At 71.7% G+C, this 24,200-nt stretch carries 21 protein-coding genes, 1 tRNA gene and 1 pseudogene; 13 read left to right on the top strand and 10 right to left on the bottom strand.

Annotated features, from left to right (window positions below; translation table 11 throughout):
* The first annotated feature begins 31 nt into the window (after positions 1 to 31).
* Positions 32 to 105 (top strand) — tRNA-Pro (locus tag AB0C22_RS21090).
* A gap of 75 nt (positions 106 to 180) precedes the next feature.
* Here the strand turns inward: AB0C22_RS21090 and AB0C22_RS21095 are convergent.
* Positions 181 to 906: pseudogene (locus tag AB0C22_RS21095) on the bottom strand (site-specific integrase); the annotation flags it as partial.
* 1,488 nt (positions 907 to 2,394) lie between these two features.
* On the opposite strand from AB0C22_RS21095, the gene AB0C22_RS21100 reads away from it, so the two are divergent.
* Positions 2,395 to 2,952 carry a hypothetical protein gene (locus AB0C22_RS21100; protein WP_357536531.1) on the top strand — a complete coding sequence of 186 codons (558 nt, stop codon included), beginning with the start codon at positions 2,395 to 2,397 and terminating at the stop codon, positions 2,950 to 2,952.
* A gap of 879 nt (positions 2,953 to 3,831) precedes the next feature.
* A complete protein-coding gene (locus tag AB0C22_RS21105) occupies positions 3,832 to 4,398 on the top strand; it encodes an NUDIX hydrolase (protein WP_357536533.1) in 567 nt (188 codons plus the stop codon).
* A 3-nt stretch (positions 4,399 to 4,401) separates the two neighbouring features.
* On the opposite strand, the gene AB0C22_RS21110 is transcribed toward AB0C22_RS21105, so the two are convergent.
* Entirely contained in the window at positions 4,402 to 5,817 is a 1,416-nt protein-coding gene (locus AB0C22_RS21110; protein WP_357536609.1) for a helix-turn-helix domain-containing protein, read from the bottom strand.
* A gap of 147 nt (positions 5,818 to 5,964) precedes the next feature.
* On the opposite strand from AB0C22_RS21110, the gene AB0C22_RS21115 reads away from it, so the two are divergent.
* Both AB0C22_RS21115 and AB0C22_RS21120 read left to right on the top strand, forming a co-directional pair.
* Positions 5,965 to 6,303: a hypothetical protein gene (locus AB0C22_RS21115; RefSeq protein ID WP_357536535.1), complete on the top strand. Its 339-nt coding sequence runs from the start codon at positions 5,965 to 5,967 to the stop codon at positions 6,301 to 6,303.
* Positions 6,304 to 6,306: 3 nt separating this feature from the next.
* Entirely contained in the window at positions 6,307 to 6,579 is a 273-nt protein-coding gene (locus AB0C22_RS21120; RefSeq protein ID WP_357536537.1) for a hypothetical protein, read from the top strand.
* Positions 6,580 to 6,804: 225 nt separating this feature from the next.
* Here the strand turns inward: AB0C22_RS21120 and AB0C22_RS21125 are convergent, their stop codons facing one another.
* Positions 6,805 to 7,632, bottom strand: coding sequence for a LysR family transcriptional regulator (locus tag AB0C22_RS21125; RefSeq protein ID WP_357536539.1), 828 nt, complete (start codon positions 7,630 to 7,632; stop codon positions 6,805 to 6,807).
* 69 nt (positions 7,633 to 7,701) lie between these two features.
* Here AB0C22_RS21125 and AB0C22_RS21130 point away from each other — a divergent pair, with 69 nt between their 5' ends.
* Together AB0C22_RS21130 and AB0C22_RS21135 are read left to right on the top strand one after the other, a co-directional pair.
* Positions 7,702 to 8,433, top strand: coding sequence for an SDR family oxidoreductase (locus AB0C22_RS21130; protein ID WP_357536541.1), 732 nt, complete (start codon positions 7,702 to 7,704; stop codon positions 8,431 to 8,433).
* A 197-nt stretch (positions 8,434 to 8,630) separates the two neighbouring features.
* Positions 8,631 to 9,311 (top strand): M23 family metallopeptidase, encoded by a 681-nt coding sequence (locus tag AB0C22_RS21135; protein ID WP_357536543.1) that lies wholly within the window; start codon positions 8,631 to 8,633, stop codon positions 9,309 to 9,311.
* A 270-nt stretch (positions 9,312 to 9,581) separates the two neighbouring features.
* Here the strand turns inward: AB0C22_RS21135 and AB0C22_RS21140 are convergent, their stop codons facing one another.
* Positions 9,582 to 10,058, bottom strand: a complete 477-nt coding sequence (locus AB0C22_RS21140) for a hypothetical protein (protein ID WP_357536545.1) — start codon at positions 10,056 to 10,058, stop codon at positions 9,582 to 9,584.
* A 495-nt stretch (positions 10,059 to 10,553) separates the two neighbouring features.
* Positions 10,554 to 11,237, bottom strand: a complete 684-nt coding sequence (locus AB0C22_RS21145) for a histone deacetylase (protein ID WP_357536547.1) — start codon at positions 11,235 to 11,237, stop codon at positions 10,554 to 10,556.
* A gap of 174 nt (positions 11,238 to 11,411) precedes the next feature.
* Here AB0C22_RS21145 and AB0C22_RS21150 point away from each other — a divergent pair, with 174 nt between their 5' ends.
* On the top strand, positions 11,412 to 12,833 hold the full coding sequence (locus tag AB0C22_RS21150) for a diguanylate cyclase (RefSeq protein ID WP_308290930.1): 1,422 nt from the start codon (positions 11,412 to 11,414) through the stop codon (positions 12,831 to 12,833).
* A 12-nt stretch (positions 12,834 to 12,845) separates the two neighbouring features.
* Here AB0C22_RS21150 and AB0C22_RS21155 read toward each other — a convergent pair whose 3' ends face one another.
* Entirely contained in the window at positions 12,846 to 13,907 is a 1,062-nt protein-coding gene (locus tag AB0C22_RS21155) for an aspartate-semialdehyde dehydrogenase (protein WP_357536549.1), read from the bottom strand.
* A 5-nt stretch (positions 13,908 to 13,912) separates the two neighbouring features.
* Positions 13,913 to 15,178 (bottom strand): aspartate kinase, encoded by a 1,266-nt coding sequence (locus tag AB0C22_RS21160; RefSeq protein WP_208567685.1) that lies wholly within the window; start codon positions 15,176 to 15,178, stop codon positions 13,913 to 13,915.
* A gap of 243 nt (positions 15,179 to 15,421) precedes the next feature.
* Here AB0C22_RS21160 and AB0C22_RS21165 point away from each other — a divergent pair, with 243 nt between their 5' ends.
* The 3 genes from AB0C22_RS21165 (at position 15,422) to leuA (ending at position 18,905) form a co-directional block, all read left to right on the top strand.
* The gene (locus AB0C22_RS21165; RefSeq protein WP_357536551.1) at positions 15,422 to 16,243 is read left to right on the top strand and encodes a hypothetical protein; all 822 of its coding nucleotides are present in this window, start codon (positions 15,422 to 15,424) and stop codon (positions 16,241 to 16,243) included.
* Positions 16,244 to 16,327: 84 nt separating this feature from the next.
* Entirely contained in the window at positions 16,328 to 16,858 is a 531-nt protein-coding gene (locus tag AB0C22_RS21170; RefSeq protein WP_219465130.1) for a nitroreductase family protein, read from the top strand.
* A 292-nt stretch (positions 16,859 to 17,150) separates the two neighbouring features.
* Positions 17,151 to 18,905 (top strand): 2-isopropylmalate synthase, encoded by a 1,755-nt coding sequence (gene leuA, locus AB0C22_RS21175; RefSeq protein ID WP_357536553.1) that lies wholly within the window; start codon positions 17,151 to 17,153, stop codon positions 18,903 to 18,905.
* Positions 18,906 to 19,044: 139 nt separating this feature from the next.
* Here leuA and AB0C22_RS21180 read toward each other — a convergent pair whose 3' ends face one another.
* Positions 19,045 to 20,508 (bottom strand): MFS transporter, encoded by a 1,464-nt coding sequence (locus AB0C22_RS21180; protein ID WP_357536555.1) that lies wholly within the window; start codon positions 20,506 to 20,508, stop codon positions 19,045 to 19,047.
* 107 nt (positions 20,509 to 20,615) lie between these two features.
* Between AB0C22_RS21180 and AB0C22_RS21185 the strand changes: the two genes are divergently transcribed.
* Positions 20,616 to 21,275, top strand: a complete 660-nt coding sequence (locus AB0C22_RS21185; protein WP_357536557.1) for an HNH endonuclease family protein — start codon at positions 20,616 to 20,618, stop codon at positions 21,273 to 21,275.
* On the top strand, positions 21,257 to 21,748 hold the full coding sequence (locus tag AB0C22_RS21190; protein ID WP_357536559.1) for a hypothetical protein: 492 nt from the start codon (positions 21,257 to 21,259) through the stop codon (positions 21,746 to 21,748). Before AB0C22_RS21185 ends, AB0C22_RS21190 begins: the two co-directional genes overlap by 19 nt.
* A 142-nt stretch (positions 21,749 to 21,890) precedes the next feature.
* On the opposite strand, the gene AB0C22_RS21195 is transcribed toward AB0C22_RS21190, so the two are convergent.
* Entirely contained in the window at positions 21,891 to 22,967 is a 1,077-nt protein-coding gene (locus AB0C22_RS21195; RefSeq protein WP_208567919.1) for an oligopeptide/dipeptide ABC transporter ATP-binding protein, read from the bottom strand.
* A gap of 191 nt (positions 22,968 to 23,158) precedes the next feature.
* The gene (locus AB0C22_RS21200) at positions 23,159 to 24,145 is read right to left on the bottom strand and encodes an ABC transporter ATP-binding protein (RefSeq protein WP_357536561.1); all 987 of its coding nucleotides are present in this window, start codon (positions 24,143 to 24,145) and stop codon (positions 23,159 to 23,161) included.
* Positions 24,146 to 24,200: the final 55 nt, after the last annotated feature.

The following is a 24,200-nucleotide window of genomic DNA, read 5'->3' on the forward strand; positions in this document are numbered from 1 at the left end:
AGCGGGTGGGCTACTATTTCACCGCACGCCTCGGGGTGTGGCGCAGCTTGGTAGCGCGCTTCGTTCGGGACGAAGAGGTCGTCGGTTCGAATCCGGCCACCCCGACAGAGGTAAGAGGGCACATCCGATCCATGGATGTGCCCTCTAGTGCTTCTGTACAGCAGCGAAGTACAGCAGCGGTCACCGCAGACTCTCGCCGAGGCGTTTGAGGGCGTCGCGGGTGGCGTCCGAGGACGCCTGCGAATAGATCTCCATCGTCACCGACACCTCGGCGTGCCGGAGCACCTGCATGATGACGCGCGGGTGCACGTCCAGGTCGACGAGCAGGGTCGCACAGGTACGCCGGGCATCATGCACGGTGATCTTCCGAACTCCGGCGCGGGCGCAGCGGGCGTCCCAGGAGCGGTTGACGTTGCGCGGCTCGACGGGCGTTCCGTAGCGGGTGGTGAACAGCAGCGGCGAGCCCTGCCAGGCGATCCCCGCCTCGTCGCGGTCGGCCTTCCTCGCCTGCTGGCGGAGGTCGAGTGCCGCCGCGCAGATGTCCGGCAGCGGGAGGGTGGCGTCCGAGGTCTGCGTCTTGGTCTCCCGGTGCAGCAGTTGGCCGCCGACCCGCTGCAACTGCCAGCCGATCGACAGCTCGCCCACCGCCAGGTCGACGGCGTCCCCGGTGAGGCCGAGCACCTCACCCTTGCGCAGGCCGAGCACCAGGATCAGCACGTACGCGGCGTACAGCGGATCGCGGTCGGCCCGCGCGGACTCCAGGAACCGACGCGCCTCGTCGCTGGTCCACGCCCGGCCCCGACGGCGACGGACCGGTGGGAGCTTGACCAGGGCGGCGGCGTTGCGGGTGACCAACTCCTCGGTGGCGGCGTGGTTGAGCGCCGAGAGCAGCACGGCGGCCCCAACGGTTCGCTGAGTCTGACGGATGCCCGGCGTGCCTACGCCGAACGGCCGGTCAGCCTGGCAGATGCGCGGCGTGCCTATGCCAGACGACAAGCCCGTTGGGAGGAGCGCAGACGCCGATCGGCGACCCGAGACGACTTGACGTGATTGGATCGCACGCCGATCGCTTCGGCGCTCTCGCGGAGTGTCACCCAGGTCCTGATACCGATCTGTCACGGAGGTCCTGGGACCGGACAGCCGGCTGCCGGCCGGTGTGGGAGGACTTTCTGTACGTCTATCAAGGCGGCCCTGAGCGGGCCGCACGCGCCGCCGCCTGGGCGCGCGTCCGTCGCTCCGCTGGCGCTCCGACTCCGGCCACGCAACACGCCCGGCGGCTGGCGCGGAGGGCGGGTAGCCCGGTGGACCGCCGGATGACGACAGGTCGCTTCCCGGTGGGTGGTAGGCCGGCAGCCGGCCTGCCGCGCGGCGAGCACCGCGTGGTGTAGGGGAGCGGACGCCGGTTCCGTCGGCGGGTGCCGGGACGGGTGCGGGGTTGCGGTTACTGCGCCTCCGGCGGGGGCGCTCCGGCTCCAGGATGGCCGGGGGCCGTCGGCGGCTTGCGGTCCGTGGGTGGTTGCGGTAGATCATCCCGCCTGCCATCGACCCGGGCGAGCCGAGCAGACCACCGCCCGACCCGCCAGCGTCCGTACGAGCCGTCAAGGCCGTCTTGACGTGGCGGGCCGGGCGGCGGCCCGCTCCCCAGGAGGGCGGGTCGAGGGCAGACGGGATGGCGTCAACCAGCGCTAGTGGTCTAGCCACCTTGCAAGAGCCGCGATCGCCACGACCACGCGGGCGACAAATGTTACGGCCTTGATGACGCTCTTCAGCTCATCACGCAGCTGTCGTCGCCGGGAGCGTTGCACGACGTGTTTCTGCTGATCATCGCTCTGCCTTACCATGCGGTTGTTCCCCTTCTAGGTCTCTCACCAGGCACTACTTGGGGCGCTGGGGTGGATGGTCCGGGCAGACCATCCACCCCCTCTTCTGTTCTGGAGGCCCCGGGCGCTCGCACGCGGCTCACCCGCCTTCATGCTTAAGTTCGATGATCCGCAAGGCATAACTGCAGGTCAAGCAGGGTCAATTGGCCCTAGCTGCGGGGGAACAACCGGAGTTGCACCCGGTACTGCACCCCAAATGAAGCGGGGATACTCAGAGGTGGTGCCAGGGGTACCCGACCTTTGCGCCAGGAAGTTATAAGGTAGGAATAGCTAGTACCCCCAGCACACCCTGCACCCCTGCTACCACTGGTCTCTCCTTCACGAAGGCATGGCAGTGTCCACACCGTCGACGAATGCGCCTACCCCCGAAGGCCGCCGGCTACTCAAGAGGGCGATCGAGAGATCGCAGAGGCGGCAGGTCCAATTCCCGCCTGAGTTCCTGCGTGACGACAGCCTGAGTTCGGTTCCACCCCTGGCCCAGATGCTGCAAGGCGGCCGCGGCGGAGAGGTCAGGTTGAAGCTCTACCTGACAATGACGATGCTGGCCGTGGGGGCACCCCATGACATCAAGAACGTGCCCGCCCGCCGGTGGGCTGAGATGCTTGCCTTGCCCGACCCGGTGGGTAACGGCGCTCGCCGCGTTGCCGATGCCCACAGTTGGCTCGAAGAGGCGGCCCTGATCAAGCTGGATCGCCGGCCTGGGGTGCCACCGCACGTCACACTCCGCAGCCCTTCAGGAAACGGTAAACCGTACGGGTGGCGGGGGCGGTGGTGGATCAACATGCCGATTGGCTTTTGGGAAAACGAGTGGGTCTATCGGCTACCTGCGATCGCGGTAGCTTTCTTGCTCGTATTTCGAGACATGCGAAGCAACAGAGTGGAGGCGAATCCGCCATGGCTGACCAGTCATCAGAAGGAGAGGTACGGTTTCTCTGAAGACAGCTGGACCAGGGCGCGCGCCGAACTCGAAGCCCATTCCCTGCTAACTGTTCGTCGTACCCCGCAGGGCAGGGACTTCGATTTCACCCGCCTCCGGAATACCTACTGGGTTCACACTGATAAGCTTGGCTAGATAGTCTTGCGCCGGGGTAAGGAAAAACCTTTACTTACCCCGGAACCTCTTCATTCCTTGTACACGTCCGCCGGCTCGTCTGATCGCGGTTCAAGAGTGTCAAGCTCAATGAGTCCAAGGACGGCGGGAGGGGCTCAGGGTTCAAACCCCACCGTGACTGAGTGAGGCCCGTTGAACTGCCGTAGCGGCGGTGGCGCAAGCCCGGGCGCTGCCGGGAGACTGGTCGGATGGACGATCCCTTCGCCGCAGCTTCCCCGGACCTACCGGCCTCCAGATGGGCAGGAATCGACAATGGCGCTGAGGTGCTTGCCGTGACTCGTCATCCTGTCTACGGCGCGACCTACCAGTGCCGCCCGTGGATGACGATCTACCCGTGGACGGCGCAAGTTCGCGATGCGGTTGTGGTGTTCTGCGGTCCCGAAACCACCGCGTGCTTAATCGGCAGGCACGCGTGTTGCAGCTACGCCGCAACGGCGCGCAGGTCAGGCGCGTCGGCGCCGGCTGGGGCTGCGAGGATGAGCGGTTCAATGACCAGCCTGAGTTCGAGCTGATACTCGACCGACCCTGGCGGTTTGAAATCGGGGAATCGGCCGCGTTCCACGTCGGCCGAGAACGTCAAGGAAGAGTAAGTTCAGGCAAGAGCCGGAGGCAGCAATGAAGCAGTAAGCCTTTGATCCAGGTGGGCACGAGGCAGCAGAGGACGCCTAGCGTCAGCTGCTCGCGCAGCGGTCGGCAACGATTGGCACGAGCCGACAAGGAGTGTCCGGCTCCCCCGGGGGCCGATGTGGGGTGCTCGTCGGCTGGGCGGCGGCCCGAGCAGTGCGCCCAAGAGCCGTTGCCTGCGGCGCGTGGTGAGGGTTCGGCGCGGATACTGGCGGGATGGTTGAGGAGGAGGCGACGGAGTTGACCCGGTGGACCATCCACGGCGAGCGGGTCGTGGACGACACCCGCCGAGCGCGCCTGAGCATCGCCGAGGTGGAGCTGCCCGACGGGGTTCGGTTCGAGCAGTACGTGATCCGTGCTCCCCGGTCAGCCATGGTCGCCGTACTCGACGACCGGGAGCGCCTGTTGCTGATGCGGCGGCACCGGTTCGTGTTCGACCGGTGGGTGTGGGAGTTGCCCGGTGGCTACGTCGACGACCAGGAGCAGCCGGCGCAGTGCGCCGTGCGGGAGGTCGAGGAAGAAACCGGCTGGCGACCCCAGGCGGTGGAGCCGTTGCTGTCCTTCCAACCGTGGGTCGGCACCGCCGACGCCGAGAACCTGCTCTTCCTCGCCCGGCACGCCGAGCACATCGGCACGCCCGTGGACGTGAACGAGGCCGAGCAGGTCGCCTGGATTCCGCTCGAAGAGGCGTACGAGCTGGTGTCCCGGGGTGAGATCGTCGGTGCCGGCACGGTTATCGCGGTGCTGGAGCTGGTGGCGCGCAGGGCCCGGGGAGAGCTGTGACGGTCAGCGTCGAGGGCCGAGGGTGGCGTCAACGCGGCCGGTGAAGTGCCGGACGGCCGGTAGCCGCCGGTGTGGGGCGAGCTGCGCTTGCAGGTCGCGGACATAGCGAACGGCCCTGGCCGAACGGAGCTGGTTAGTCAGAGTGAGGGCTTCCGCGCCGATGACACAGGCCCGGTCGGGTTCACCCTGCTGGGCGTGGACGCTGGCGAGCAGGGCGAGGTTGAACGCTCTGCCGCGAACGTACCGGTTGTCCATCCGTAGGGATCGGGCGGCGAAGCGTTCGGCGTGGGTGTTGCGGCCGAGGGCGTGGAAGCAGTGGCCGAACTTGGCCGATAGGTACGCCTCGTCGAAGTAGCTGAGCCATTGCGGGTCGCTACTGCGGTCGGCCCGGTCAAGGGCCTGTTCCGCCTGATGCAGGGCGGCAGCGCAGGCCCGTTCGTCGTTGGCCTTGGCCAGGGCGTGGGCTTCCATGACGTGGGCTTCGGCGGTCAGGACGGGGACCCCAGCGCGGCGAGCGGTTTGACCGGCGGCACGGGCGAGATCGAGGCCGGTGGCGGTGTGGCCGAGGTAGGTGGCCTGGTGGCTCATCGCGGCGAGGATCTCCGCGCCGAGGCCGTCGTCTCCGGCGGCATGGGCGAAGTCCAGGGCGAGGGTCAGGTACCGCTGGGCGATGCCGTGCTCAGCCGTGTCGTACGCCTGCCACCCGGCGAGTTGGGCCAGTTCGGCGGCGGCACTGAGCAGCCGTTGACCGGTGGCGTGGTCGTACCGGCCGTCGGTGAGCAGCGGGGTCACCTCCTGGTGGAGGTATCGGGCGACGGTGTCGCGGGCGTGCCCGCCGCCGTACTGGTTGTCCAACTGCCGGTAGGTCGCCGTCATCGCCCGGATGGTGTCAATCTCGGGTTGACCGACCGCGCTGCGTCCGGGTTGGGTGACCGGGGCCGGGTCGGGGGCGGTGAACCAGCGCAACGCCGGCAGGGTGTAGCCGGCGGAGCTGAAGGCCACCTGCCGGAGTACGTCTCGACGGTTCACGTCACCTCGCCAAAGCTCTGCGGCACTGCTTACGTCGTCGCGCCAGGTCCGCTGCAAAGGCGGCCCGTCAGGAACGCGCCGACTGGGGGCGGCGGCCGGTGGTGCGGCCTGTCGGGGTGCCAGGCCCATCGTGGTCCGCGCCTGGTCGGGCATCCGGCATCCGTCGGCGATCCGTTCCAGGACGTCAATGGAGGTGACCTTGCGTCCGGCCATGATCCGGCTGACGTAGCCCTGTTCCAGCCCGACAGCGGCCCCGATCCGGCTCTGACTCGCCCCGGTGAGACTCGTGATCCAGCGGAACAGCCCGCCGATGTCGCGGGCGGCCAGGACGGCCAGCACCTCGCCGTGCGACCACGCATCCTCCGGTATTCGCAGCGGATCGAGCAGCACGGCAGCTCCCAGCGTCGCGTTCCGACTACTCAAGGTGTGCAGAGCGAAAGCCTAGGGCGACCATTCACGCCGGTCGAGCCGCCCCATGTCACCGTGACATGACCGCTGGCCATGGAACCGCCCAGCGCCGGACGCGATGGTCGGCGCATGTCCTTCGATATCGACAACCCGCCCGTGGAACCACCCGCAGACTGCCGGCACCGCCTACTGTGGCGACTGGCCCGCGCCCTCTGGGAAACCCACCGACCCGACAGCACCAGCTTCTGCATGGCCACCGGCACCTGGCACCCGAACCAACGCGAACCCTGCCAACCGGCCAGACTCGCCCAGGAGGGGATGCGCACAGCCTGCGGCGAATCCACCCCGACCTCACCACCCTGGCTCACCGTCACCCGTGAACGCCTGGCCACCGGCGAGATCGACCCCATGGACGCCGTCGCCGAAGCCCTCTGGCACCGCCGCCACACCCCCAGGGCGGGGCGGTGACCGATGGGAGCCCTCTACACCTCGGCAGCCTTCCAGGAGTACGCCAAAGCCCAGGTGGCCTACGCGGACATCCTGCTGACCAAACACGCCGAGTCGACCCTGAACCTGTGCCGCTGCGGCCGACTCCACCCCTGCGACGAACACCAACACTGGCTGGAGATGCGAACCCACTTCCGACAGTTCCTCGTCGACGAGCAGTACAGCAACGAAGTACAGCAGCCCCACCCACCGAACCCGACCCAGCGCAACCCCAGCAGGCCGGATGACCTCGGATGACACCCGATCCGACCGGCTCGCCGCCAGTTCGGGACGAAGAGGTCGTCGGTTCCGGCCACCCCGACAGAGGTAAGAGGGCACATCCAATCGGTGGATGTGCCCTCTGGTGCTTCTGTACAGCAGTGACGTACAAGCGGGTCCGGGCGGCTGCGCGGGGTCGACGTGGTGCTGGACGCGGTCGGCAGGCAAGGGCTGCGCGTGTGTTGCTGCGGCGGCGAGCCGGTGTCAGCCGGCAACCGCCGCGCGGACGAAGGCGGCGACCTCGCGCGACGTGCTGGTCTGCGACCAGGCGAGGACCAGGGTGGCCGGGTCGGCGTCCAGGACGGGGCGGCTGATCAGGCCCGGGGGCAGGTACTCGCCTACCGATTCCGGGACGACCGCGATCAGGCGGCCGAGCTGGATCAGGTGCAGCAGCTGGTTGCTGTCGGCGACCGGGTGGCCGGTGACGCCGGGTCGGGCTTCGGGCCAGCGGGGCATCGGCTCGCCGTGCAGGTCGGCCATCGTCACGGTGGCGCGTTCGGCGAGCCGGTGGCCCTCGGGCAGCAGCACGACTTGGCCCTCTGTGTGCAGGTCGTCGCTGTCCAGGCCGGTCAGGTCGTTCTGCGGCCGGTGCAGCAGGGCGAGGTCGGCGCGGCCGTCGCGGACCATGGCGGCGCGTTCGCCGACCCGGAAGGCGAGGTCGACCGGAACGGCGCCGGGAGATGCCGCGTAGCGGTCGAGGATGGTGCGCAGCAGTCCGGCGTCGCCGCCGGGCTTGAGGGCCAGGGTGAGGTGCGGGGTGGTTCGGGCGGCTTTTCGGGTACGCCGGATCGCCGTCTCGACCGCGTCGAGCGCGCCGCGGGCCTCGGTGAGCAGCACCTCGCCGGGCGGGGTGAGGTGGACCGCGCGGCTGGTGCGTTCCAGCAGCGTGACGCCCATCCGGCGTTCGAGCAGGCGGATCGCTCGGGACAGGGGTGGCTGGGCGATGCCGAGGCGCTGTGCGGCGCGGCCGAAGTGGAGTTCCTCGGCGACCGCGACGAAGTAACGCAGTTCGCGCGTCTCGACGTCATCCATACCGCCAAGGTATCGCCACGGACCGGTTCGGTCCTGGTCCGCAGGCGCTGCCGGTGATGGGCTCGGGGCATGAGTGGAGCACGCATCGCGCTGGTGACCGGGGCGAACAAGGGGATCGGGCGGGCCGTCGCGGAAGGCCTCGCCGAGTTGGGGATCACGGTGCTGGTCGGTGCCCGGGACCCGGAGCGGGGAGCTGAGGCGGCGGCGAGGATCGAGGGCGCGTCGGCGATCCGGCTGGACGTGACCGATCCGGCCGGGGTCGCCGCTGCCGCCGAGGAGATCGGGGCCCGGTTCGGCCGGCTGGACATCCTGGTCAACAACGCGGGGATCGGCGGTGACCTGGCGGCGCAGGCACCGGGGGCGGCCCGGCTGGACGGCATCCGGGAGGTGTTCGAGACGAACCTGTTCGGGGTGGTGACGGTGACCGAGGCGATGCTGCCGCTGCTGCGCCGCTCGGCCGGGGCACGGATCGTGAACGTGTCCAGTGGCACGTCGTCGATGGCGTGGATGACCGACGCGACCCATTATTTGAGCCGGATGCCGGCGTCGCTGGGTTATCCGGTGTCCAAGGCGGCGCTGAACATGCTGACCGTGCAGTATGCGAAGGCGCTGGCCGGGGACGGGATCCTGGTGAACGCGATCGCGCCGGGCGCGTGTGACACGGATTTCGCCAAGGGTTTGCCCTTCCAGCTGTCCCGGACGCCGGCCGAGGGCGCGGCGGTGGTGGTGCGGCTGGCCACGTTGGGGCGGGAGTGCCCCAGCGGCGGGTTCTTCGACGACGGCGGGAAGGTGCCGTGGTGAGACGGCTCGACCGGGGCGGGGCACCGATCACCCACGAACCAGTATGACTGTCAGGCATGAATATGCCTGGGGGGCATGGAGCCCTCACCCGAAGACCGTCCCTCCGGGTCGACCACGACGCGCCCGCGTGGGGCGGGGAGTAGGAGGCGAGCGCGACGGTCCTAGAGTCGGTGGCCGGGAGACCGGGAAGGAGCCCGATGTCGATCCCCGATCCGGTCGTGCTCGCCCTGCCGTTCCGGGGCACCTGGCTGGTCCGCAACAGCCCCGCCCGGCGGGTGCCCAGCCACGGCACCGACCTCTTCGCCACCACGTACGCGATCGATTTCGTGGCGGTGCGGGGACGACGGACGGCGACCGTCCGGGACTGGCGGACGCTGCTGGCGACCGAGCCGCCGCAGCGGTTCCTGGCCTTCGGGCGGCCGATCCTCGCCCCCGCCGCCGGGCGGGTGCTGGCGGTGCACGACGGGGAGGTCGACCACGAGGCCCGCCGGTCGCCGACGACGCTGCTGGGCTACGCGCTGACCCAGGCGGCCCGGGTCCGCCGGGGCGCGGGCGCCGTCGCCGGCAACCACGTGATCGTCGAGCTGGCCGGCGGCCGGGGGTACGTCCTGCTCGCCCACCTGCGCGCCGGGTCGGTCCGGGTGGCGGTGGGTGACCCGGTCGACGTCGGGCAGGAGTTGGGCGACTGCGGCAACTCGGGGAACTCCACCCAGCCGCACCTGCACCTACAGGTGATGGATGCCGCCGACCCGTACGCCGCCCGGGGTTTGCCGATGGCCTTCCGGCACTACCGGTCGTGGCGGCGGCCGGGTGACCCGCCGGTCGAGGTCGACCGGGGCGTCCCGGGCGAGGCTGCGGTGGTCGAGCCGGCGCGGTGACCACCCCGGGCGCGGGGGCGTCCGCCGCCCGGCGCGACACGACGACCCGGTCTTCCTGGCAGGGTGTACGGCAGGGCTGCGCTGCGCCGCGCCCGGATGTCCGACTGGACGATCGTGGTACCCGTCCTCGCGGTGTTGCTGCTCGTCACCTGGAACCGCGAGCTGCCGGGTCTGCTGGTGGCGGTGGTGGCCCTGCTGCTGGCGGACGCAGCCCTGAGCTGCCCACCCTGCCCGGCGGGCGGGCGGGCGGCGTCGTGCCCGCCGGCAGGCTCAGTCGTCGTGACGTTCGGTGCGGGCGACCTCGGCGAACGCCGCCTCCAGGCACCCGGCGAACGGGGCCCCGGTCACCGTGAGCAGGTCGACCACCAGCAGCGGCGCGTGGGCGGCGACGGCGGCCGGGTCGGGCGGGGTGTCGTCGTCGCCCGGGTCGTAGACGCCGAGCGCCCCGGCCAGCAGGACCAGCACCACCTGCGGGTCGACGTCGGGTCGCCAGGTGGCGGCGGACCGGACGCAGCGTTCCAGCACCTGCCGCACGTCGTCGCTGTCGAGCCCGTCGGGGTGGGCCTGCTCCAGCAGGAGCCGGACCACCCCACCGACGACCAGCCCGGCACGGTCGGCACCGGCGAGCCGGACCACCGCCCGGTCGTACGCCGCGCCGTCGCGGGCCTGGGCGGCGTCCACCGCCTCGGTGGCGGCCACCGCGATCTCGCGGGCCGGGGCGGGCAGGTGTCGCCAGGTCACCGTCACCGGGCCAGCATGGCAGAGCCGACCGACACCGCACCCGCCCGGACCACCCACCGCCCGCCGGCCACCTGTCGATCCGAGACGGCCCGGGGTCGGAGCCGGATCCCGGATCACGAGGCGGACCCAGGGTCGGCGGCGGAAGGGGGTCCGCGGCGGGAGCGGGACGGAACCGGGTCGGGGTGGAAACGGGTCGACCGCCCCGGGGTGGGACGGCGGCTCCCGGTGCGAGGAGTCGCCGGCCGTTCACCCGGGACGGTCGGACGGTGGCCGGCGATCGCCCCTCCGCGCGCCGGTCACCGTGGGTGCTCCCGTACGGACCGTCACCAGGCCCCCGGTGATCGGCGGGTACGTGTAGCTGCCCTTGCTCCCGTCGGTGACGCCGTCATGAGGACGTCGACCACGGAGAGTGTGCGCCGAGGCTATAGGTGCCGGACGACAACTGTTAACTCGAAAAGCGCCGCGCCGGCAAACAGATCCGCCAGTCCCGGCAGTGGGGTCCTAATGGCGATCATGGGTGGCGCGATGGTCCGACGGGGGCGTCCCTTCCACCGATCCACACTCGTCCGCCGGGTGGATCAGGGCGACCAGTCGGTGCCGGGTCCAGTGCCCGGCCACCCCCGGTCGGGCGGCCAGGTAGTCGATCGTCTCGGCCGGCGACCAGCCGTGCGCCTCCCGCAGCCCGTCGGCGATCATCCGCAGGTAGACGGGGGCGGGCGGGGTCCATGCCACGTCGGCGGCCCGCCACGGGGCGGTGAAGGTGAGCATCGGCAGCCCGTCGGCGGTGCCGACCCGCAGCAGGGTCTCGTACCGGCCCGGGCCGAGGGTGGCCCGGCCGGCGGCGACCGCCTCGTCGAGGGCGGGCAGGTCGTCGCCAGGCGGGCGGTACATCTCCTGCGCCGCGAGGTCGGCGAACTGCGCCCGGGTGAGCAGGTAGCCCCGGGCCGCCGCGACGCCGGGCAACTCCGGGTCGTAGAAGGCCATCCCGCCGGTCCAGGCCCGGGACTCCCCGGCGAAGTAGATGCCACCCGGGATCAGCACCGGTCGCGTCCGGCGCGGTGGTCGGCAGTCCCGACAGCCGGGGTACGACCGCAGCCCGCCGGGCGGCCGGCCCCCGGCGAGGTACCAGCCGAGCCGGGCGGCGTGCAGGTTCGACCCGTAGGCGACGTACCAGAGCAGCTCCACCCGGCCCCTTCCGCCGCCTCCGGGCCTCCCACGCTATCGCCCACAGGCCCTGTCCACACCCTGTGGATGAAACATGTGTACGAACGAAGTGATCTTAGTGTGACCGGCTCCTTCCCGCTGAGTACGCTTGATTGCAGCCCCCGGCACCCGTCGGGCCTTCTCACCTGGAAAAACGTGGATCACGAGCGAGTCGTCCGGGACGTCACGGTCCGCCTGCCGATGGCGTCGACCGCTGCCGAGGCGTGCCGGTGGACGGTGACCGCGCTCGCCCGGTACGTCCCCGCCACGATCTCCGTCCTGCTCCAGGCGCACGACCGGCTCCGTTGCATCGCCGCGACCGGCGCCTGGCAGGTGTTCTCCACCGTCGCACCCAAGTCGGGCATCGTCGGCCGGGTGTACGCCTCCGGCGGGGGCGCCACCGTCGACGACGTCACCACCGACCCCGACTACCTGCCGTTACGCCCCGACGTCACGGCCGAGGTCTGCGTACCGGTGCGGGACCCGGCGGGGCGGGTGATCGGCGTGCTCGACCTCCAGTGGAGCGGGCCGGTCGAGCTGGCCCCGTGGCGGGAGACGGCCGAACGCCTCGCTGAACGCCTCGGGGCCCGGATCGCGGCGCTGGGCGGGCCGCCCGCCGAGAGCCGCAGCGAGAAACTGCTCCGGCACGCCACCGCGATGACCTCGGCCCCCACCGACTGGGATCTGATGGCCGCCGCGCTCACCGCCGCCCGGGAGGTCTCCACCCTCTCCACCGCCGTGCTGGTGCTCGCCGGTCGGCACGGCCCCCGGGTCGGCGCACCCACGACGGTCCCCACCGAGTGGGAGTCGCGGATCCGGGCCGCTCTCGCCGACGCCCCGCCCGCGCAACTCGACCGGCTCGTCGCGCGGGCCCACCGGTACGGCGCGGCGTACACGCTGGGTGAGGCGGGGTGCCCGCCCACCGAGGAACATCTCGCGCTGGCCCGTGCCGGGGTGCGCACCCTGGTGTCGGTGCCGGTCGGTCCGCCGGACGACGGTGGGGTGCTGCTGGTCGCCGACGAACGGCTGCTGCGCCCCGACCCGACCACGGTCAACCTGATGGAGCTGCTCGCCGGGCAGGCGTGGGCCGCCCTGGAGCGGCTGCGCACCCTGGCCCAGCTGCGGGAACAGGCAAGCCTGGACCCGCTCACCGGGCTGCGGCACACCGGCACGTTCGGGCGGCGGATCGCGGCGGCCGCCCCCGGGCGTACCGCACTGCTCGCCATCGACGTGGACGGTTTCAAGACCGTCAACGACACCTACGGTCATCAGGCCGGGGACCGGTTGCTGGTGGGGCTGGCCCGGGCCCTGGAGGCGGCGCTGCGGCACGGCGACGAGCTGTACCGCACCGGCGGCGACGAGTTCGTCGCGGTGATCGAGGTGGCGCACCCGGACGAGGCGGTCCGGATCGCCGAGCGGCTCACCGAGGCGGCCCGGCGCACCGGCCGTACGATCAGCGTCGGTGTGGCCCTCCCCCACCCCGGCGAGGCGGCCGACCGCACCCTGCACCGCGCCGACCAGGCCCTCTATGCCGCCAAGCACCGGGGCCGGGACCGCGTGCACCTGTCCACCGGCTGACCGACCGGTCGGTCAGGGGCGGGAGCGGGGTTTGACCACGAGTTCGGCGACCTGCGCGGTGTTGAGGGCGGCGCCCTTGCGGAGGTTGTCGCCGGTGACGAAGAAGTCAAGGGCGCGCGGGTCGTCGACGGCCCGGCGGATCCGGCCGACCCAGGAGGGGTCGGTGCCGACCGCGTCGATGGGCATCGGGAACTCACCAGCGGCCGGGTCGTCGACCAGGATCACGCCGGGGGCGTTGCGCAGCGCCTCCCGGGCCCCCTCGGCGTCGACCTCGGTGGCGAAGACCGCGTGCACCGCGACCGAGTGGCCGGTCACCACCGGCACCCGTACGCAGGTGGCGGAGACCTTCAGGTCGGGCAGACCGAGGATCTTGCGGGACTCGTTGCGGACCTTCATCTCCTCGGAGGACCACCCGTCGTCGGCCAGCGATCCCGCCCACGGCACCACGTTCAACGCCAGCGGCGCCGGGAAGGGCCCCAGGTCGTCGCCGACCGCCTGCCGGACGTCACCGGGCCGGCAGCCGAGCACCCGGTCCCCGGCGATCTTGCCGAGTTGCCGGTGCAGCGCGTCCACCCCGGCCTGGCCCGCCCCCGACACCGCCTGGTAGGACGCGAGCACCAACTCCCGTAGGCCGTACTCGCGGTGCAGTGGGGCGATCGCCACGATCATGGTCAGCGTGGTGCAGTTGGCGTTGGCGATGATCCCCCGGGGGCGGTGGTCCACCTGTTCCGGGTTGATCTCGGGCACCACCAGCGGGACGTACGGGTCCATCCGGAACGCGGCGGAGTTGTCGACGACCACCGCTCCCCGGTCGACCGCGATCGGTGCCCACCGTGCCGACACCTCGTCGGGCACGTCGAAGACCGCCACGTCGACCCCGTCGAACGCCTCCGGGGTGAGTGCGCCGACGGTCAACTCCTCACCCCGGCAGCGCACCTTCCGCCCGACCGAGCGGGCCGAGGCGAGCAGCCGGATCTCTCCCCAGACGTTGCGCCGGGCGGAGAGCAGGTCACACAGCACGGTGCCGACAGCCCCCGTCGCCCCGACCACGGCCAGGGTGGGCTGCGGTGCCACCGGGGCTACCGTCCTGTTCCCGCGTACACCACGGCTTCGGAGTCGCCGCCCAACTCGAACTGGTCGTGGATGGCCCGGACCGCCCGGTCGAGGTCGGTGTCCCGGCAGACCACGGAGACCCGGATCTCCGAGGTGGAGATCATCTCGATGTTGACGCCGGCCGCGCCGAGGGCGGCGAAGAACCCGGCCGCCACGCCCGGGTGCGACCGCATGCCCGCGCCGATCAGCGACACCTTGCCGACGTGGTCGTCGTAGAGCAGGCCCTTGAACTTGACCGGCTCCTGGATCTTGCTGAGCGCGGCCATCGCCGTCGGGCCGTCGGCCTTGGGCAGGGTGAACGAGATGTCGGTACGCCCGGTGCCCTCGGTGGAGACGTTCTGCACGATCATGTCGATGTTGATCTCGGCACCGGCCACGGTGTCGAAGATGCTGGCGGCCGCGCCCGGCTCGTCGGGCACCCCGACGATCGTGATCTTCGCCTCGCTGCGGTCGTGGGCGACCCCGGTGATCAGTGCCTGTTCCACGGGAAGGTCCTCCATCGATCCGGTGACCATGGTGCCGGTGTTGGTCGAGTATGACGAACGGACGTGGATCGGCAACCCCGCCCGGCGGGCGTACTCCACGCTGCGCAGGTGCAGCACCTTGGCGCCGCAGGCGGCCAGCTCCAGCATCTCCTCGTAGGTGATGTGCCGGATGTGCCGGGCGTTGGGCACGATCCGCGGGTCGGCGGTGAATACGCCGTCCACGTCGGTGTAGATCTCGCAGACGTCGGCGTACAACGCGGCGGCGAGCGCCACGGCGGTGGTGTCCGAACCACCCCGGCCCAGGGTGGTGACGTCCTTGGTGTCCTGCGAGACGCCCTGGAAGCCGGCCACGATCACCACCGCCCCCTCGTCGAGCGCGCCCTTGAGCCGCCCGGGGGTGACGTCGATGATCCGCGCCCGACCGTGCGCCGAGGTGGTGATCACCCCGGCCTGCGAACCGGTGAACGAGCGGGCCTCGTACCCCAGGTTGTGGATCGCCATGGCGAGCAGCGCCATCGAGATCCGCTCCCCGGCGGTGAGCAGCATGTCCAGCTCACGCCCCGGCGGCAGCGGGCTGATCTGGTTGGCCAGGTCGAGCAGCTCGTCGGTGGTGTCGCCCATGGCGGAGACCACCACCACGACGTCGTCACCGGCCTTGCGGGCGGCGACGATCCGCTCGGCGACCCGCTTGATCCGCTCGGCGTTGGCGACGGAGGACCCGCCGTACTTCTGCACCACGAGTGCCACGACGGCGCACTCCCTCCCAGCGACGACCCTGAGCGTGCCGACGCCGCCGGCTGAAGTCCGGCGGCGCGTGTCAGACCTCCCCAGGGTATCGGGCGGTACGCGAGAGCGGGTCAGGTGATCCCACCATCCGGCGCGGGCGGCCGATCCGGACGGGCATTTCCCGTGCGGCGGCGCCGACACGCCGACCCGGCGACCCGTGGGCGCGGGGCTGCCCGCGACGGCCGCCCGGCGCAGAATGACCCGGTGCAAGCCCACCCCCGCACGGCCCGCCGGTCGATCGTCGTCCCGGCCCCGTCCCGGCCGACACTGCCGGCTCCGCTGCTGCTGGTGCTGCCCGTGTTGCTGGCGTTGCCGGCCGGCTGCGCCGCCGACGGCCCGGCCGCACCGCCGACCGCGGCCCCCTCCGATCCCGCGCCGGCCGTGGCGGACACCGCCCGGGACGAGCTGGCCGCGTTGGCCGCCGCCGCCCGGGACCGGCACCTGACCGCCCGCTACACCCTGTCCGGCACCGACGGCCCGACCCGTGACATCACGGTGGTCAGCGCCGCCGACGGCAGCTGGCGGGTGGACGTGCCGGGAGGCGCACTCGGCGGTACGGCCGACGTCGCGCTCGCCGCCACCCCGGACGGGCTCTTCCAGTGCGGGCTGCCGTCGGCCGGCCGTCCCGGGCCGGCGAGCTGTGTGCGGCTCGGCGGACGCGACGACGCGGTGCCGCGCCCGCTGGACCCCCGGGTGCAGCACCCGTTCACCGACTGGTTGGCGGTGCTCACCGACCGGCGTAGCGCACTGTCGGTCTCGGTGGCGACGGCCCCGCCCGGGGTGCCCGGGAGCTGCTACGCGGTGGAGAGCACCGCCGCCTCGCTGACCCCACCGCTGGACGTGGGGATCTACTGCTACCAGCCGGACGGCACGCCCACCTTCGTCCGGGCGGCGCTGGGCACGTTGACCCTGGCCGGCCCGCCCGGTCCGGCGCCGGACACGGTGCCGCTGGCGGGGCCGGTGGTGACCGGAGAGCCGCTGGGGCAGCAGGCGGAGCAGTCCTCCCCGAGCCCGGGAACGTCCTGACCCGTCAAGGCGTTACGGGTGCTCTTGACCACATTTGCCTGGGTAACGAAAATGGTCAAAAAGCTCATACGGGATTCTCTTCGCATGGCTGATCTCACTCCGCTGCTCGCCTACCGGTGGAGCCCTCGGGCGTTCCACCCGACCGCCGAGCTGACCGGCGACGAGGCCGCGTCCCTGCTGGAGGCCGCCCGCTGGGCCCCGTCGGCCGGGAACGCCCAGCCGTGGCGGTTCGCCCTCGGCCACCGCGACGACGAGACCTGGAAACGCATCCTGGTCAGCCTCACCGAGGCCGACCAGGGCTGGGCCCGGCACGCCGCCGCGCTGGTGGTGGGCGCGCACACCGGCGGCGACCCGGAACGGCACGCGTACGACCTGGGCCAGTCGATCGCCCACCTGACCGTCCAGGCCACCGCGCTCGGCCTGTACACGCGCCAGATCCGCGACCTCGACCGGGCCGCGCTCGCCGCCGACCTGGACCTGCCGCCGGGGGTCCGCCCCCTGGTGGTGACCGCCGTCGGCCGGCTCGGCGACCCGTCCACGCTGCCCGAGGAGTTGCTGCGCCGGGAGACCGCCCTGCGGCACCGGCACCCCGTCCACGCCCTGCTGCTGGGTTGACGGGTCACCGCCGAACCGACGCCGATCCCGGCGGGTGCGATGCGGATCTCAGAGTCCGGACCGACCTTCCCACCCCCCGTCTCATCACGTAGGGTCACTCTGTCATGTGGCAGGCGTACCTTCTCCTTGGTCGCCGCGACGGGGCCTGACCGGCCGGCACCCCGTCGCGGAGTCGAACCGCGCCGTCCAGCAGATCCGAACTTCTTTCGGCACCCGTCCGGGCATCGCCGCCCGACCCCTGCCGACATCATTCGCAATGCTGACGCCACCTGACCCACGGGAGCACTCCGTCATGGCTCAACCTGTCACCACCGACGCCGAAGCCGATCAGATCGCCCGGCAACGTCCCAGCCGGATGCCGTACCAGCGCTACGAGCCCTACCACCAGCAGTTCCGGATCGACCTGCCGGACCGCACCTGGCCGACCCGGCACGTCGAGGCCGCCCCCCGCTGGTGCGCGGTCGACCTGCGCGACGGCAACCAGGCCCTGATCGACCCGATGTCGCCGGAACGCAAGCGCCGGATGTTCCAGCTGCTGGTGCAGATGGGCTACAAGGAGATCGAGGTCGGCTTCCCGTCGGCCAGCCAGACCGACTTCGACTTCGTCCGGCAGCTCATCGAGCAGGACCTGATCCCCGAAGACGTCACCATCCAGGTGCTCACCCAGTGCCGGGAACACCTGATCGAGCGGACCTTTGAGTCGCTGCGCGGCGCGCGCCGGGCCATCGTGCACTTCTACAACTCCACCTCCACCCTCCAGCGTCGGGTGGTCTTCGGCCTGGACCGCGACGGCATCGCCGACATCGCCACCCAGGGCGCCCGGTTGTGCCGCAAGTACGCCGAGATCCACACCCCGGACACCGACATCTACTACGAGTACTCGCCCGAGTCGTACACCGGCACGGAGCTGGAGTACGCGGTGGAGGTGTGCGCCAAGGTCATCGAGGTGATCGACCCCACCCCGGACCGCAAGCTGATCATCAACCTGCCGGCCACCGTCGAGATGGCCACCCCCAACGTCTACGCCGACTCGATCGAGTGGATGCACCGGCACCTGCCCCGCCGGGACAGCCTGGTGCTGAGCCTGCACCCGCACAACGACCGGGGCACCGGGGTCGCCGCCGCCGAACTGGGCCTGCTGGCCGGCGCGGACCGGATCGAGGGCTGCCTGTTCGGCAACGGCGAGCGCACCGGCAACGTCGACCTGGTGACGCTGGGGCTGAACCTGTTCTCCCAGGGCATCGACCCGATGATCGACTTCTCCAACATCGACGAGGTCAAGCGGGCCGTCGAATACTGCAACCAGCTGCCCGTACACGAGCGTCACCCGTACGCCGGCGACCTGGTCTACACCGCCTTCTCCGGCTCCCACCAGGACGCCATCAAGAAGGGCTTCGACGCGCTGCACCGCGACGCCGAGGCGGCCGGGGTGCCGATCGACGAGTTCACCTGGGCGGTGCCCTACCTGCCGATCGACCCCAAGGACCTGGGCCGCACCTACGAGGCGGTCATCCGGGTCAACTCGCAGTCCGGCAAGGGCGGCGTCGCGTACGTCATGAAGACCGAGCACCAGCTGGACCTGCCGCGCCGGCTCCAGATCGAGTTCTCGGGCGTCGTGCAGCAGGTCACCGACCACGATGGCGGCGAGGTCGAGCCGGGCACCATGTGGCAGATCTTCGCCCGCAACTACCTGCTCGACCACCAGGTCGACCCGGCCGTCACGCTGACCGGCTACACGATCGGTACCGTCGACGGCAAGGTCGAGATCGAGGCCCAGGTGGTCGTCGACGGCGCGGTGCGCACCCTCACCGCCGTCGGCAACGGCCCCATCGACGCGTACGTCAACGCGCTCCAGTCGGTGGGTGTGGCCGTACGCGTGCTGGACTACCACGAGCACGCCCTCTCCTCCGGCGGCGACGCCCAGGCCGCCGCCTACGTGGAGTGCGACATCAACGGCCAGACCGTGTGGGGCGTCGGCACCGACCCCAACATCGTCACCGCCTCCATCAAGGCCGTCACCAGCGCCGCCAACCGCACCCGGCACTGATCGCGCCGGCCGGGCTGGTGGTCGTCACCGGACGATCCCGGATCACGACCACCAGCCCCGGGCCGGCTGCCGGTCCGGGGCGGCACGGCCGGCCGAGCCCACCCCGCCACCGGCCGGCCACCCCGGCGCGTCCATCCCGCTACGTGCCCCGGGGCGACGGCGCGGCCCGACCCGGGGCGCGGTCCGGGGACGGGGGACGGCGGACCAGCAGGGCGGCCAGCAGCGCGCCGCCGAGCAACAACCCGGCGCACCAGGCCATCGCCCCCCGGAACGCGTCGGTCAGCGCGCCGGCCTGCTCGTAGCCGGTACCGGACAGACCCACCAGCAGCGGCAACGCGGCCACCGCGAGCAGACCGCCGGTGCGCGACGCGGCGTTGTTGAAGCCGCTGGCCACCCCGGCGAACCGGTCCGCCACGGCAGCCAGCACCGACGCGGTCAACGGCGCCACCACCAGGGTCAGCCCGATCCCGAACAGCAGCACCCCGGGCAGCACGTCCCACCAGTACGACGCGCCCGGCCCGACCCGGCGCAGCAGCAACAACCCGCCGGCGGCGACGACCGGGCCGACGGTCAGCAGCAGCCGGGGGCCGATCCGCGCCGACAACGCCCCGGCCCGCGCCGAGCCGAGCAGCAGCAGCACCGTCATCGGTACGGTGGCCAGCCCGGTCCGCAGCGCCGACCAGCCGACGACGTTCTGCAGGTAGACGGAGAGGAAGAAGGTGAACCCGCTCAGCGCGGCGTAGACCAGCACGGTGAAGACGTTCAGCACCGAGAAGAGCCGACTGCCGAAGATCGTGGTGGGCAGCATCGCCCCCTCGCCCCGGTGCCGTTCCAGCAGCACGAAGGAGACCGCGGCGAGGACACCGGCACCGGCGGCGAGCAGCACCGGCCAGGAGCCGACCCCGCGTACCGGGGCGTCGATCAGGGCGTAGGTGAGCCCGCCCAGCGCCAGCGCGCCGAGCAGCGCACCGGCGATGTCGAACCGTCGGCCGGCACTGCGGGAGACGTTCTCGTCTCGGCTCTCCGGCACCCAGCGCATCGCGGCCAGCAGCACGCCGACCGCGAGCGGCAGGTTGATGAAGAAGATCCACCGCCAGGAGAGCGCGTCGATCAGCCAACCCCCGACGAACGGGCCGAGCGCGGTGGACACGCCGGACAGCCCCGACCAGGTGCCGATCGCCCGGCCCCGGTCGTCCGGGTGGAAGCTCGCCTGGAGCACCGACAGCGACCCGGGGGTGAGCAGCGCCCCGCCCGCCCCCTGGAGGAACCGGGCGGCGATCAACTGGTTGGTGTCCTGGGCGAGCCCGCACAGTACGGAGGCGACCGCGAACCAGACCACCCCGATCAGGAAGATCCGCCGCCGGCCGAACCGGTCCCCGAGCGACCCGCCGAGCAGGACGAACGCCGCCAGCATCAGCGCGTACCCGTTGACCGTCCACTGGAGACCGGCCACGGTGGCGTCGAGGTCCGCACCCAGGCGGGGTAGTGCCACGTTGACCACGGTGCTGTCCAGGAACACCATGCCGGAGGCGAGGATCGCGGCGAGCAGCGTCCCCCGCCCGGCTGTGGTACGGATACGGAGCGCGTGAGCCGGTGCCGTCATGGGTACCAATCTGCACGCCCACATCCGGAGACGCCACGAAATGCGGAAACCGTGCTTGGGTACTGTGCGGGATCGCCGGAAGCCCGCAAGCTGGAAAGGTGTCGTCTGTGCGTACCAGATCAGGAGGCCGCGCGGCGGTGGCGGCGGCCCTTGCCGCGCTGCTCGCCCTCGGCGCGGGTGGTTGTGACGTCTCGGTGGCCGAGCCGGAGGCGCCACCCGCCAACTCCGGCAACGTCGGTGAGCAGCTCGCGGAGCTGACCGTCGCCGAGGCCGGTTCGATGAAGGGCTACAGCCGCGACCGCTTCCCGCACTGGCGGGACACCGGCAAGAACTGCGACGTCCGGGACAGCGTGCTCCAGCGGGACGGGAAGGACATCCGCCTCTCCGGCTGCAACGTGGTCGGCGGGCGGTGGGAGAGCGTCTACGACGGTCGGACCTTCACCGACCCCTCCGACGTGGACATCGACCACATGGTGCCGCTGGCCAACGCGTGGCGTTCCGGCGCCGACGAGTGGGACGACGCCAAGCGGGGTGACTTCGCCAACGACCTGACCCGGCCGCAGCTCTTCGCGGTCTCCGCCAGCTCCAACCGGTCCAAGGGTGACCAGGACCCGTCGCAGTGGAAACCGCCGAACCGCGCCTACTGGTGCACGTACGCGGAACACTGGGTAGAGGTCAAGCACCACTGGAAGTTGACGGTGACCAGCGCCGAGAAGGCCGCCATCACCGACATGTTGGGAGGGTGCACATGGGCGGGCAAGCGCTGACACCGACCGGCCCGGGCGGTGCCGACGCCGGGGCCGACCCGGCCGGGGCGGCAACGACCGGAGGCGGGGCGGCACCCGAGGGGGCGGCACCGGCCGGCGACGGGGTCGACGGGGGCGGGGCCGCAGCGGCGGCCACCGCCGGGATGACCGCCGACGGCCGGGCCGCCGGCTCGGCCGAGGTGCCCGGCGCGGGAATGACCGCCGACGCGGGCGGCGACGGTACGCCCCGCGAGCTGACCGCCGACCTGGTCGCCGGCCCCGGTGGGGTGATGACCGACGAGGTCGGTGTGGTGACCGGCGAGCTGACCCTGAAGTCCCGGTACGCCGATGGCCAGGTCACCCTCGCCGTCCAGTACAAGGACGCCGACGAGTGGTACGCGGTGACGGGCGGGACCGCCAAGCTGGACGACCCGGCCGGCCTGGACGCCGTACACACCATCGCGGTGGCCCTGCTGCACCGTCCCGAGGGCTGACCCGGCACCGCAGCGGTCCGGCCGGCGTCGCCCGGGATCACCGCACCTGCGGCGGCCCGCACCCGTCCCGCCGGCCGCCCGATCGGCGTGGCACACGACGAGGGCCCCTTCCCGTACCCGGGAAGGGGCCCTCGTCGTGTGCTCACAGGGTGGGGATCAGCTCACCGGTGTCGCCCGGCGCCCCGCCGTCGTCCGGCCGGACCAGCTCCGGTGCCACGTCGTGCGGGCGGAGCCGCCCGGCAGCGATGTCCTCGGCGAAGTGGCAGGCCACCCGGTGCCCGCCCACGACGTCCCGCAGCGCCGGCCGCTCGTCGGCGCAGCGGGTCGGCTGCGCCCACGGGCACCGGGTGTGGAACCGGCAGCCGGCCGGCGGGTTGGTGGGCGACGGCAGGTCACCGGCGAGCAGGATCCGCTCCCGCCGGTCCTCCACCAGCGGGTCCGGCACCGGCACCGCCGACATCAACGCCCTGGTGTACGGGTGCATCGGCTCCCGGTAGAGGTCGTCGCTGGACGCCTCCTCCACCAGCCCACCCAGGTACATCACCCCGACCGTGTCGGCGATGTGCCGGACCACCGCCAGGTCGTGCGCGATGATCAGGTACGTCAGCCCGCGCTCGTTCTGGAGGTCCTCCAGCAGGTTGAGCACCTGGGCCTGGATCGACACGTCCAGGGCGGAGACGGGTTCGTCGGCGACGATCAGATCCGGGTCGAGGACCAGTGCGCGGGCGATACCGATGCGCTGGCGCTGCCCGCCGGAGAACTCGTGCGGGTACTTGCTCAACGCCGAGGCGGGCAGCCCGACCGCCTTCAGGGTGTCCCGCAGCCGCCGGCTCGTCGCCTCCTTGTCGTCGGCCAGCCCGTGCGCCTTGAGCCCCTCCACCAGCAGCGACTCCACCGACTGCCGGGGGTCCAGGCTGGACAACGGGTCCTGGAAGATCATCTGCATCCGGCGGCGGGCCTTGCGCATCGACTCGCCCTTGAGCGCGCGCACGTCGGCACCGTCGAAGACGATCTCACCGTCGGTCGGCTCGACCAGCCGCAGCAGGCCCCGGCCGAGCGTCGACTTGCCGCACCCCGACTCGCCCACCAGGCCGTACGTCTCGCCCGCGTTGATCGACAGTGAGACGCCGTCGACCGCGTAGACGTAGCCGACGGTACGGTCGAAGAGCAGGCCACTCTTGATCGGGAAGTGCACCTTGACGTCGCGCAGCTCGATCAGCGGCCGCCCCTGCCCGGTGGCGTCCCCCGGCCCGGGCTGCCCGGCCCCGGCGTCGCCCGGCGCGGTGGTCGTCCCGGCCTCCGCTCCCGGCAGCCCGGTCGCGGCGTCGTCCGTCCCCACCCGCCCGGTCGCGGCGTCGTCCGTGGCCGACCGCTGGGTCGCGGCCTCGTTCTCCGGTCCGGTCCGTTCGGTCACGGCACCGCCACCTCCTCCGAGACAGGGTTGTTGCAGCGCAGGTCGCCGCCGGTGGCGGTGGGCTCCAACGGGGGCGGGCCGTCCAGGCAGGCGTCCACCACGTTGTCGCAGCGCGGCGCGAAGGCGCAGCCCTCGACCCACGGGATGTTGTCGGCCACCGAACCCCGGATGGCGTGCAGCCGCTCGCCCCGCGGCGAGTCGAGCCGGGGCACCGAGCTGAGCAACCCGTGCGTGTACGGGTGCCGGGGCCGGGCGAACAGCTCGTGCCGGGCGGCCCGCTCCACCACCCGGCCGCCGTAGAGCACGTTGACCGTGTCGCAGAGACCGGCCACCACCCCGAGATCGTGCGTGATCATGATGAGCGCGGTGCCGGTCTCGTCGACCAGCTGCTTGAGCAGGGTGAGGATCTGCGCCTGGATGGTGACGTCCAGCGCGGTCGTCGGCTCGTCCGCGATCAGCAACCGGGGCTTGCAGGCCAACGCGATGGCGATCAGGGCCCGCTGCCGCATCCCACCGGAGATCTGGTGCGGGAACTCCGTCAGCCGGCGGTCCGGGTCGGGGATGCCGACCGCGTCGAGCAGCTCCCGGGCCTCCCGCAGCGCCTTGCGCCGGTCCATCCCCCGGTGCCGCTCCAGCACCTCGGCGACCTGCACCCCGATCGGGATGACCGGGTTCAGCGAGGACAGCGGGTCCTGGAAGATCATGCCGATGTCCCGGCCCCGCCGGTCCCGCAGGTCGTCCGGGCGCAGCTTGAGCAGGTCGGTGCCCTCGAACAGCACCTTGCCGGTGACCCGGTTGCCCCGCTTCGGCAGCAGCCCCATGATGGCCAGGCTGGTCACGCTCTTGCCGCAGCCGGACTCGCCGACCAGGCCGACCGTCTGCCCCGGCTCCACCGTGAAGCTGACCTGGTCGACCGCCGCGAACGGCCGCTCGCCCCGGCGCTGGAACACCACGCTCAGATCGCGTACGTCGAGCAGGCTCATCGGGTCACTTCCTCACTGTGCTGGTCGTTCGCTCCCGGCTGCGGTCGCCGGCCCG

Origin of the sequence: Micromonospora sp. NPDC048894 (genome assembly GCF_040649765.1) — a bacterium.
Lineage (GTDB): Bacteria > Actinomycetota > Actinomycetes > Mycobacteriales > Micromonosporaceae > Micromonospora > Micromonospora antibiotica.

Coding starts and splice junctions, on each gene's coding strand:
- AB0C22_RS21105 (WP_357536533.1), top strand. CDS start 3,832: ATGGTTGAGGAGGAGGCGACGGAGTTGACCCGGTGGACCATCCACGGC.
- AB0C22_RS21115 (WP_357536535.1), top strand. CDS start 5,965: ATGTCCTTCGATATCGACAACCCGCCCGTGGAACCACCCGCAGACTGC.
- AB0C22_RS21120 (WP_357536537.1), top strand. CDS start 6,307: ATGGGAGCCCTCTACACCTCGGCAGCCTTCCAGGAGTACGCCAAAGCC.
- AB0C22_RS21125 (WP_357536539.1), bottom strand. CDS start 7,632: ATGGATGACGTCGAGACGCGCGAACTGCGTTACTTCGTCGCGGTCGCC.
- AB0C22_RS21130 (WP_357536541.1), top strand. CDS start 7,702: ATGAGTGGAGCACGCATCGCGCTGGTGACCGGGGCGAACAAGGGGATC.
- AB0C22_RS21135 (WP_357536543.1), top strand. CDS start 8,631: ATGTCGATCCCCGATCCGGTCGTGCTCGCCCTGCCGTTCCGGGGCACC.
- AB0C22_RS21170 (WP_219465130.1), top strand. CDS start 16,328: ATGGCTGATCTCACTCCGCTGCTCGCCTACCGGTGGAGCCCTCGGGCG.
- leuA (WP_357536553.1), top strand. CDS start 17,151: ATGGCTCAACCTGTCACCACCGACGCCGAAGCCGATCAGATCGCCCGG.
- AB0C22_RS21180 (WP_357536555.1), bottom strand. CDS start 20,508: ATGACGGCACCGGCTCACGCGCTCCGTATCCGTACCACAGCCGGGCGG.
- AB0C22_RS21190 (WP_357536559.1), top strand. CDS start 21,257: ATGGGCGGGCAAGCGCTGACACCGACCGGCCCGGGCGGTGCCGACGCC.
- AB0C22_RS21200 (WP_357536561.1), bottom strand. CDS start 24,145: ATGAGCCTGCTCGACGTACGCGATCTGAGCGTGGTGTTCCAGCGCCGG.